This window comes from Brevibacillus sp. NPDC058079 (assembly GCF_042885155.1).
Classification (GTDB): Bacteria; Bacillota; Bacilli; order Brevibacillales; family Brevibacillaceae; genus Brevibacillus.
Window position 1 is genome coordinate 967,422 of sequence record NZ_JBHVSO010000001.1, and the last position, 11,447, is coordinate 978,868.

Sequence of the window (11,447 nt, forward strand, 5' to 3'; positions counted from 1 at the left end):
TACCTATGCAAAAGATGTACGCTTCCCAGAATCGATGGCTACTCTCTGCAAAAATGACAGCAGAGGCAGAAGTGCTATTATTTTGCTTTCACTATGCTGGTGGTCATGCGGGTATTTATCGGGATTGGCAAAAAAAGCTGCCCGTTCAGATTGGCGTTTGTCCTGTGCAGCTACCAGGGAGAAGTAATCGCTTTTTAGAGCCTTGCTACACGGATTTGTCTGTAATGATTCGTGATCTGGCAGAAGCGCTACTTCCCTATCTGAATCGACCGTTTGCCTTTTTTGGACATAGCATGGGAACACTGGTCAGCTTTGAGCTGGCCAGATATTTACGCAAACATTACGACCTCAAGCCGCAGCACCTGTTTGCATCCGGATACCATGCCCCGCATCTGCCAGATCCGGGTGAAGCCATCCATCATCTCCCAGATCATGAGTTTCTGGAGGGCGTACGAACGATGAATGGCACGCCAAAGGAAGTTTTTGAGGACAAGGAGATTCTGAACATGCTTCTCCCTACGCTTCGGGCTGATTTCACGATATGCGAGACGTATCGCTATCAAGACGATCAACCGCTGGAGTTCGGACTGACGGCCATTGGCGGTTGGCAGGACCCGGATTTTTCCGTAACCCATCTCGAAGCCTGGAGAGATCACACGAACGCTTCTTTTCAAACGCACATACTAGAAGGGGACCATTTTTTCATCCATTCTCAACAGGACCAAGTCCTTACTATTGTCGGGTCAACTCTTCAAAATTATCTTGCTGGGTACAGGGGGATAGGATGATGACTGGAAAAGCAACGCGAGAGGGGACACAGCGCCTAGCACAGGCCAATACCCATCTTTTCTATAAGCAATTTGGTAGCTTCGATGTGTGGATCAGTCAGGTTGGATTCGGAACGTACCGGATTGATGAACAAGATGAGCAGTACCAGCAAGCTCTCCGTAAGGCACTGCTCGAAGGAATCAATCTAATAGACACGAGTAGTATGTATACAAATGGTAGCGCTGAGAAAGTCATCGGTCATGTGCTGAAGCAGCTGATAAGTGAAGAAAAAATAAAGCGGGAAGAGCTTGTAATCGTGTCCAAGGCTGGTATCGTCCAAGGCGAGGATTCCGAAGAGACGACGAAGAGGACAGCGGAAGGCAAACCGTATCAAGACTTCACAACGGTACATGATGGAATGTCGATATGTATCCACCCAGAATACCTTCAAGATCAGCTGACACGCAGTCTGCAGCGCCTACAGGTGGACACGATTGATTGCTACATGCTGCACAATCCTGAGTGGTATTTGTTATGGGCAAAGATGAAAAAGATCAAACAACAGGAAGCGTATGATGAATTATTAGAGCGAATGGAGAAGGCTTTTCGACATCTGGAGAAAGAAGTAGAATCAGGCCGGATTCAATGCTATGGAGTCAGTGCCAATTCGTTTGTCAGCAATGGCAAGGAATTTGATTTTGTTGCGCTGGATACCCTCTGGGAGATTGCAGAAAAGATTACGCCGAATCACCATTTTCGCGTCATACAGTTTCCAATGAACATGTACGAATCCGGTGCCATGCTGGAAAAAAGCCATGCGCAAGGCAAGAGTGCCTTGTTATTTGCCAAGGAAAAAGGACTTGGTGTAATGACCAACCGGACGCTAGATGTGACAGCGAAGGAAAAAATCTTCCGCCTGACGAACTTCCAACTAGATCAGAGCACAGTCATTGACGAAAAAGAAGCCATTCGTCAAATCAAGGATTGTCTGAATCGTGTAGATGATGTAGAGGATCAGATCGTCTATCGCGTCTTGCCATTACTTAAAATGGAGAAAGAAGATGTGAAAGAGCTGAAGAAAAAAATATCATCTGGAGCTACACTCCGCAAATACTGGAAAAAGCTATACTCTACCACAAATGTGCAAAATGTGAGAAGCTTCTTGTTTGAGCCGGTCATCGAAGATATTCGCAATACGATTAAACAACATGAGGGCTTGGACGAGCAGACGCAGCAATGGCTGGATAGCTACAAGGCAACTCTCATGGAGACAGCTGAAGCTTTGAAGAACTACTACGCCCCGAAAGACTACCAGCGTTCACTGGATATCTCGAAAGAGGTGACGAGGGTGAAACCGCATTTGATGACAACAGATAACCTCAGCCAAGCAGCAATTAGAACGATGCGCGCCACTCCAGAGGTACACAGCGTCCTTGTGGGGATGAGACGTGAGCATTATGTAGATGATGTACTCATGGAATTGAAGAGACCTTTGGATACGATCATGCAAGAAGAGGACTGGCATACAATGACCCAAACCCTTAAAGCGGTTATTGGCTAAAAACACTCCCCAAATAGTAAAACCACCTGATGAAATCGTGTGACAACAACGATTTCATCAGGTGGTTATTTTTCATACTTTCGGTTATTTCCACTTGCTGATGATATGCTCACGATCAAACACCTTAATACTTATCTGGAACATGATCAGGGCAACCACCGCACAAATCGTGACCATTCCCAGATAGATTACCGGATTGCTCATCATGGAGAGGAAGATGACCTGACTGACAGCAAGTCCGATGATCGGCAGAACCAGTATGGCACCAAATTGTTGGGCTGCTGCGACATTGTCAACTTTGGAGGAAACAATGACGCTCATGGATACGCTGATGATCGAAATAAATGGGACGAGCAGGAGCATCGCGAGAATAAATACGATGGAAAAATACTCGCTAGCATTGTCAAAGGTTGCAAAGATGAACCCTAGAAAGATTAGCTGGACCACCCAGGTCAGAGCGATGGAAGGCAAGGAGTAAGCTAGGACCTTACCAAGCAAAAACTCCTTGGTGGAAATCGGGGTGACCAGTACGCTTTCTAATGTTCCTGTCATTTTTTCCATGATGATGCTCGTCGTGGCAAATGTTAAGGGGATCATCGCCGGTACGATCAGGAACAAGAGGAAATAGAAGCGGGCAATGGCAATATGACCATCTTCACCTGCCATGTTAAGGAGGGGATTAGTCAATTTCATTAGATTAAGGATGAACTCCATCTTACCGTTTTGGGCAAATACAGTTGTGATCAGAGCTACAACCAATATAACGAATGGTGCAGCAAGATTCGTAATCAATACGGAACGGGCTGCGAAAAGCTCTTTCCATTCCCGGATAATAACAAATCCCGGCATCCTAGATCGCCTCCTTTTCTTGATTCAACAAGCTGAGATAGGAGTCCTCCAGTGACACGGAGATGGGGGCTATGTAATTGACGGTAATATCCGCTGCGACCAGCTTTTTGATCAGCTGTGGGTTCGAGGTCTTTGGATTGGCTACCCTTAGGTGGAACTGATCTTCGGTGCGCTGATACGTCTCCACTTCCTCGGCGGCTTTAATAATCTGTTCTGACTTTTGTGAATCCGATCCTACATCAAGAAGCACATTGTAGGTGGTCCACTCTTCGCGGAACTTCTGTGGGGTAGTTAAACGAATCACCTCACCCTTAATGATGGCGAATTCATGACATAACTCATCAATTTCTGCCAGGATATGTGAACAAAAAATGATCGTTTTTCCAGCGGCAGCCCACTCGCGAATCAGATCTTTCAGCTTCCGAGTGCTGACAGGATCGAGATTGGCTGTGACCTCGTCTAAGAAAAGCACTTCTGGATCGTGTAAAATCGCGCAAACAATCGAAAGTTTTTGTTTCATTCCTTTAGACAATCTGCCAGCAGGATCGTTTCTTCTGTCCCACAAATCGAACTGGCGAAGCAAATACTCGATGCGTGAAGCACGCTTGGCTTTGGGAATCTGGTAGCAGGAGGCGAAGAATTCCAGGTTGTCCAACAGAGAAAGCTTGTCATACACCCCGGGAGATTCTGTTACACAACCAATTTTTTTGCGAATCTCTTCTTTATTCTTGCTGATTTGATGACCGAGGATGGTGACTTCTCCTGACGTAGGCTCAATGAGGCAGGACAGGATTCGGAGGGAGGTTGTTTTTCCAGCTCCATTAGGCCCAAGTAGACCAAAAATAGTACCTTTGGGAATCGAGAGGGAAATGCCATCGAGAACTTTTTTGTCTCCGAACGACTTTTTGAGATCCTTAATTACGATTGCAGGCTCCATAAAAAAATCTCCTTTTCTAGACTTTTCTGTGACTCCGATTGAGTGTACAACTCCCATATTAACTTTTTTATCCAATTCAGAATATTGAATGTTTGTAAATATATTGAGTTCATTACAAAAATGGGCAGAAACAACTGGAGATTGAGAAGGAAATTCCTTGTGGCAATTTCATATCAGAGTGATATGTCATGTTGAACGAAGTGCAGCATTGAAAATGGAAGTTGTCAAAGATTGTCATTTTTTACCAGTTCTGTACTTACCTCCTTTCATCCCTTAAAAACCAGCAGAGTATTGCCTTTTGGCATTCTTTACTCTAATTGTTGGGAACCAAAAAATAAAAAAATTTACATACAACCACTTGCAGAAAACCATATTTTTGAGTTATATGTAAAATCATGTAACAAAAAGTAAAATTGTGGAACGACTTCCATCTAAAACAATTTTCAATCGAAGTCAACTTTTTGTCAACGAAATTATGAGAAATGCTGGTGATGTTTTTTTGAGAATATTATTCCTAACAACATTCATGAGCAAAGAAAACAAGATTGTGCAGTACTTGGAATCAAGAAACCATGAAGTCATCGTGTGCGAGAAAAAATGGGAGCAACAACAAGCTGAATATTTTGAACAAATCGACTATATTGTCAGTTACGCGTACGGCTATATTCTGAGTAAGGATATCGTTTCCCGTTTCAAAGGGCGCATTATCAATCTACATACATCCCTCTTGCCCTGGAACAAGGGGAGAGACCCTGTTTTCTGGAGTATTTGGGATGAGACACCAAAAGGGGTTACGCTACACCTCATAGACGAGAACATAGATACAGGCGATATCCTTATTCAAGAAGAGATTGCTTTTGATGACGCAGATACACTGATCGATTGTTACAACAAAGCGAATCAGGTGATTGAAGACCTGTTCATCCGAGAGTGGGAGAATATTGTAAGTGGGCGGATCACACCATTTCCGCAACCATCTGGTGGAACGATTCACTACAAAAAAGACCGAGATTTCTACAAAAACCTGAATATGACCTCCGTAAACGAGCTGCTGGCATTAAAGCGTTTTTGTGGAGAACGAACACAAGTAGAGATGCAGAGCGATAAAACCTACCATCAGTTGTTTGAACGACAAGTAGATATGTCACCGGACAGTCTAGCAGCTGTATGGCAAGACCAGTCTCTGACATACAAAGAGCTTAATGAGCGAGCCAATCAGTTAGCCCATAATCTTTGTGCCAAAGGAGTTAAGTCTGACGATTTTGTGGCGCTCATGATGGATAGATCACTAGACATGCTGGTGAGTATTCTCGCCGTTCTAAAGGCCGGAGCAGCATATCTCCCTATCGATCTGGATTATCCGGATGAACGAATTGCTTATATGCTACACGACAGTAGCGCACCCGTTTTATTGACACAGACTTCCCTTATTGAGAAGGCGAAAAGTATTTGCGAAGTAGAAGTGATCGACGTGTGTGACCCTGGTAGCTTTAGCGACAGAAAAGAAAATCTACCGCACGTCAATCGATCAACAGATCTCGTCTATGTCATGTATACATCGGGATCGACAGGTTTGGCCAAGGGCGTGATGATCGAGCATCGCAACTTGGTAAATTTTTGCGAATGGCATCGCCAGTACTTTGAAGTGAGCGCTGAAGACAAAGCCCTTGTCTATTCCAGTTTTTCATTTGATGGGTCTGTATTGGAAATGTTCCCCTATCTACTCACGGGCGCATCGTTACACATCGTGCCAACTACACTGAAGTATGATCTGATTGCCTTGAATGATTATTGCAACCAAGAAGGCATTACGATCAGCTTTTTTCCGACGGGAGCAGCTGAACAGTTCATGCAAATGGATAATCGTTCTTTTCGAGCGATGCTCACAGGCGGGGATGTGCTAAAAAAGGTTGATCGGCACGGTGCATACAAGCTGTACAACTTGTATGGACCAACAGAGTGCACGATTGTTGCTACTATTTTTGAGGTGGACAAGCAATACCAGAGCATTCCGATTGGCAAGCCTATCGCTCATACCTACATCTTCATTTTGGACGAAAAGCTGGCATTACAACCGATTGGGGTAGTGGGCGAGGTATTTATCCTCGGTGAAGGGCTGGGACGAGGATATGTGAACCGACCAGATTTGACCGCAGAGAAATACATCATTCATCCACAGACGGGCGAGCGCATGTACCGCACGGGAGACAGAGCACGCTGGTTGCCTGACGGGAACATCGAGTTTTTGGGCCGCCTCGATAATTTGGTAAAAATTCGCGGATATCGGATCGAGCCAGGAGAAATTGAACCTTTCCTCATGAATCATCCAATGGTCGAAATGGCAACGGTTATCGCCAAAGAACGGGAGGATGGCCGCAAATACTTAGTTAGCTATTACGTTGCTCCTGATGAAATCCCTTTTCACGAGCTGAGGGAATGGCTCGGAAATGATCTTCCTGATTACATGATCCCGACGCACTTTGTTCACATGGAGACTTTACCGCTCACCACGAATGGAAAGGTAGACAAGCGGGCATTGCCAGATGTACAGGGAGATGAGGAGCTGCTGAGGGAAGATTATGTCGCGCCCACTGATGAGCTTGAACAACAATTGGCTCAGGTGTGGGGCAACGTGCTAGGAAATTTGCAGGTGGGAATCGACGACCATTTTCTTGAAAGCGGTGGGGACTCGATCAAGGCCATGCAGCTCATTTCCCAGTTCAAGAATATCGGATTCGATTTGAGATATGACCAGCTTTTTAAGCATCCAACGATTCGCCAATTGAAACGTTTGTTCACAGAGCAAGAGCAAACGAACATACAACCATTGCAGGAGCTGATCGTGCAACAGGAATACGAAACATCCGCGGTGGAGAAACGAATGTACATCATCCAGCAGCAGGATGTCGAATCGATCGCATACAATGTGACATTCACGGTTGACTTTCCCCAATCCGTAGATGTGGAGCATATCCAGACGGCCTTGCAGCAGCTGGTGATGCGCCACGAAGGATTACGAAGCACGTATCACATGCATCATGATGAAATCGTAAAACGAATTGTCCCGTGGTCCGAACTATCATTAGTCCGTCAAACGGGTGCAGAAGAGGTGCTACACAGCCTACTTGCAGAGCACATCAAGCCATTCGATTTGGCAAAAGCGCCATTGCTCCGGGCTGGAATCATTGAAACTTCTGACAAACAGGTTCTCTGGCTCGACTCCCATCACATCCTCATGGATGGCTTATCCAAGTCGATTTTGTTGCGAGAATTACAGACTTTACTCGAACGACAGCAGCTTCTCCCTTTAAAGAATACCTATAAGTCGTTTGCGCGATGGCAAAATGACTGGCATTCAAGCGAGGAATACAAACAGCAAGCTGCTTACTGGAAAACCCTTCTAGAGGGCGAGCTTCCTGTTGTCCAACTTCCTACACGAAAACGTCCGCCGCAACTGACATTTGATGGGGCTACGATCACGTATCGCGCAAACAAAGAACTCACTAGAAAGCTCAAAACCACAGCAACAAAACATGATGTAACCCTCTATATGCTGATGCTCACCATTGTAGCTGTATGGCTATCCAAAATGAATAACGACAGCAAGCAAGTCATACTAGGTACCGTAACAGATGGAAGACAGCATCCAGATACGCGAGAGATACTTGGGATGTTCGTTAATACGTTGCCACTTCTACTCTCGATTGAGCATGAAGAAAGCTTTTTACATAACCTGCAACAGGTAAAGCAAGAGCTTTTGGCTGCTTTGCAAAACCAGTACGTTCCCTTTGATAAAATTCTCGAGGGCTCTGGCGCCAAACGCGACGGGAATCGTCATCCCTTGTTTGATGTGATGTTCATGATGCAAAGCTCACCGGAGACAGGGTTGGAAAACCAAACGCATCATATCAACAACAGGATTAGCAAGTTCGACCTGACACTAGAAGCAGTGGAGCGGGAGAACGAGCTGCACATTGTTTTTGAATACAACACACTGTTGTTTGATGAACGCATGATCCACCGTATGATTGCACAGTTTGAACATCTCCTTTTGCAAGCTGTTCACGGTTTGGAGGAGCAAGTTAAAACGTTTGAACTAATGACCCAAGCACAGCGCCTCGATTTGTTTCTAGGGGTAAACGATACATCCAAAACATACCCCGACAAATTGATCATGCAGTTGTTAGAAGAATGGGCTACTGCTACACCTGACAAGAGCGCATTGGTACTCCGCGAAGAGTGCATGACGTATCGAGAGCTGAACGAACGAGCAAATCAACTGGCACATACCCTCCGTACAAAAGGGGTGAAACCAGACGATCTGGTGATGCTTATAACGGAACGATCCTTCGAGATGATAGTGGCAATTTTCGCCGTGTTGAAAGCAGGTGGAGCCTATCTGCCGATCGATCCGAACAGTCCAACTGACCGAATTTCCTACATTTTCACAGATAGCGGCGCCAAGATGGTGGTAGCACAGTCTCGTTTCGTTGAAAAAGCAAGCTTTACAGCGGATGTTATTGATTTGAACAGCGAGAGTAGCTTTTCCCCAGATACAAGCAATCTACCGCTGGTTAACAAACCGGATGACCTTGCGTATGTTATGTACACATCTGGCTCAACCGGGAAGCCAAAAGGCGTGATGATTGAACACGAGGCGCTGCTCAATGTACTCCATGCCATGCAAGACGAATATCCGCTTATGTGTGAAGATGCATTCCTGCTGAAGACGACCTACATTTTTGATATCTCTGTAGCGGAAATTTTCGGGTGGATTCCTGGGAATGGCAGATTGGTAATTCTCGAGCCAGAGGCAGAAAAGAATCCCGAAGAAATATGGCAAGCGGTAGTCCAAGAAGGAATAAGTCACATCAATTTTGTGCCATCCATGTTGAATCCGTTCGTCGAATATCTGGAGGGGCGAAACGAAGCCAACCGTTTGCGTTACATTCTTGCTTGCGGGGAAGCGATGCCAGATGATCTCGTGCCAAAAGTATATGAAGTACTGCCGGAGGTGAAATTGGAAAACATCTACGGGCCAACAGAAGCGACTATATATACTTCCCGCTATTCGCTCGAAAAAGACTCACTGGAGAATCCTGTTCCCATCGGAAAGCCACTGCCTAACTATCGCATGCATATCGTCAATCAGTACGGACAATTGCAGCCAATAGGAGTACCGGGCGAACTATGTATTGCCGGAATTAGCTTGGCGAGAGGATATTTGAACAACAAAGAGCTGACAGCGGAAAAATTTGTTGCCCATCCATTAGAGGCTGGTAAGCGTATCTATCGCACAGGCGACCTGGCACGCTATCGTGAGGATGGCAATATCGAGTATCTCGGACGCATGGACCATCAGGTAAAAATTCGTGGATACCGCATCGAGTTGGATGAAATTCGTAGCAAACTGATTCAGGAAGAGTCCATTTATGATGCGGTGGTTATGGCCCGAACCGACCAGAACAATCAGGCATACTTGTGCGCCTATCTGCTTTCCGCAAAGGAATGGACAGTCAGTCAATTGCGCGACCTGCTTCGCCGTGAATTGCCAGAATATATGGTACCTGCCCACTTCGTTCTCATGAAGGAGTTTCCGCTTACATCCAACGGTAAGCTGGATCGCAAGGCCCTGCCTGAACCGGATGGAAGTGTGAGAAGCGAAGTGGAATACGTAGCACCGCGCTCTGAAATGGAAGAGATTCTTGCCGGAATTTGGGGAGAAGTATTAGGCATCGAGAGGGTAGGGATTCAAGACAGCTTTTTCGAGCTTGGTGGAGATTCGATCAAGAGTTTGCAGATCGCGTCTCGTCTGCAACGGATGAATCTCATGATGGAAGTCAATCACCTATTTAAATATCCGACGATCGAACGAATTGCACCGTTTGTCATTTCCGAGAGGATCACTATTGATCAGGGATTGGTAACAGGGCCTGTCTTACTTACACCAATCCAACACTACTTCTTTGAACGGATTACAACAAGCAGACATCACTGGAATCAAGCAATGATGATTTTCAGTAAAGAGGGCTTCCATAGCGAACGACTGATGGAGTCTCTAACTGCGCTTGTGCTTCATCATGATGCCCTGCGCATGAGTTTTACCGAATCGGATGAGGGATTTGTCCAGTTTAATCGGGGAGACGATGGTTATCTGTTCGAATTCCATGTGTTTGATTTTACAGAAGAGCTGGACGCTCGAAACAAAGTGGAAGAAGAAGCAAACCGCCTGCAAGCCAGTATGAATTTACAGGAGGGACCGCTGGTTCAAGTAGCGCTCTTCAAGACAAGAGTAGGTGACCATCTGCTTTTTGCGATTCACCATCTGGTTGTTGACGGTGTTTCCTGGCGCATCATTCTGGAAGACTTCCGAATCGCCTATCAACAAGTAGCCTCAGGTAATCCAATTGCTTTACCGGAAAAAACACATTCTTATCAAAAATGGGCGAAAGAGCTAAAAAACGTAGCCAATAGCAAAAAGCTTGTAAACGAACTAGCTTATTGGAAAAAAGTCGAATCCATTCCGACTCGTCCGTTGCCAAAAGATCAGGAGACCATTTACCAGACCGAAATGGAGACGATAACAGCTTCGGTTCGTTTCTCCAAAATGGAGACTGAAAAATTACTGCGCCATACCAATCACGCCTACCAAACAGAAACGCAAGAGATCCTGTTGACTGCCTTGGGAATGGCGATGCAGGAATGGACAGGGGCAAACGATGTTAGGGTCTTTTTGGAAGGACACGGACGTGAAGAGATTGTCAAAGGCTTGAATGTCTCCCGGACGGTAGGTTGGTTCACTTCCCTTTTCCCAGTAATCCTGCCTGCTACCAAATCGGGCCAATTGGCGGAGCAGATCAAGCAGGTCAAAGAAATGATGCGCGCTATTCCTAATAAAGGAATCGGGTATTCCATCTTAAAGCATCTCACAGAGACAGAGCACAAACGAGACATCCATTTCACACACCAGCCCGAGGTTGTGTTCAATTATTTGGGACAGTACGATGCCGATCTGGACAATGATCTATTCACGCCATCGAATCTACCAGAGGGTAGAGTACTAGGACCTCATACCGAACGCATGCATCCGTTAGATATCTATGCCAAGATTATCGGTGGAGAGCTGGTTATCTCTATGAATTACAATCGCCATGAGTATCACAAAACGACGATAGACAGGCTCATGGGACTCTATCAAATTCATTTGAACGCTATTATTGTACATTGTATACAAAAGAAGGATTCTGAGTTAACACCGAGTGATTTTGTGGATAAGAAGCTCTCTCTGGAAGAACTCGATGACATTATGGACTTGATAGGCGATTTGTAAGT

Annotated in this window: 5 protein-coding genes; 3 read left to right on the plus strand and 2 right to left on the minus strand. The window is 45.5% G+C overall.

Features of this window, described 5'->3' with window-relative positions:
* Positions 1–5 precede the first annotated feature (5 nt).
* On the plus strand, positions 6–788 hold the full coding sequence (lgrE, locus tag ACFVS2_RS04575; protein WP_173617527.1) for a linear gramicidin aldoreductase LgrE: 783 nt from the start codon (positions 6–8) through the stop codon (positions 786–788).
* Positions 788–2,329, plus strand: a complete 1,542-nt coding sequence (locus tag ACFVS2_RS04580; protein ID WP_390231491.1) for an aldo/keto reductase — start codon at positions 788–790, stop codon at positions 2,327–2,329. The genes lgrE and ACFVS2_RS04580 overlap by 1 nt, the downstream gene beginning before the upstream one ends.
* An 84-nt stretch (positions 2,330–2,413) precedes the next feature.
* Here the strand turns inward: ACFVS2_RS04580 and ACFVS2_RS04585 are convergent, their stop codons facing one another.
* Both ACFVS2_RS04585 and ACFVS2_RS04590 read right to left on the minus strand, forming a co-directional pair.
* Entirely contained in the window at positions 2,414–3,178 is a 765-nt protein-coding gene (locus ACFVS2_RS04585) for an ABC transporter permease (protein WP_173617525.1), read from the minus strand.
* Position 3,179: 1 nt separating this feature from the next.
* Positions 3,180–4,115: an ABC transporter ATP-binding protein gene (locus ACFVS2_RS04590; protein ID WP_007729116.1), complete on the minus strand. Its 936-nt coding sequence runs from the start codon at positions 4,113–4,115 to the stop codon at positions 3,180–3,182.
* Positions 4,116–4,614: 499 nt separating this feature from the next.
* On the opposite strand from ACFVS2_RS04590, the gene ACFVS2_RS04595 reads away from it, so the two are divergent.
* Entirely contained in the window at positions 4,615–11,445 is a 6,831-nt protein-coding gene (locus ACFVS2_RS04595) for an amino acid adenylation domain-containing protein (protein WP_390231495.1), read from the plus strand.
* Positions 11,446–11,447 lie beyond the last annotated feature (2 nt).

What these genes read in the sequence shown, in the direction of transcription:
- lgrE (WP_173617527.1), top strand. Translation starts at nt 6, where the DNA reads ATGCAAAAGATGTACGCTTCCCAGAATCGATGGCTACTCTCTGCAAAA.
- ACFVS2_RS04580 (WP_390231491.1), top strand. Translation starts at nt 788, where the DNA reads ATGACTGGAAAAGCAACGCGAGAGGGGACACAGCGCCTAGCACAGGCC.
- ACFVS2_RS04585 (WP_173617525.1), bottom strand. Translation starts at nt 3,178, where the DNA reads ATGCCGGGATTTGTTATTATCCGGGAATGGAAAGAGCTTTTCGCAGCC.
- ACFVS2_RS04590 (WP_007729116.1), bottom strand. Translation starts at nt 4,115, where the DNA reads ATGGAGCCTGCAATCGTAATTAAGGATCTCAAAAAGTCGTTCGGAGAC.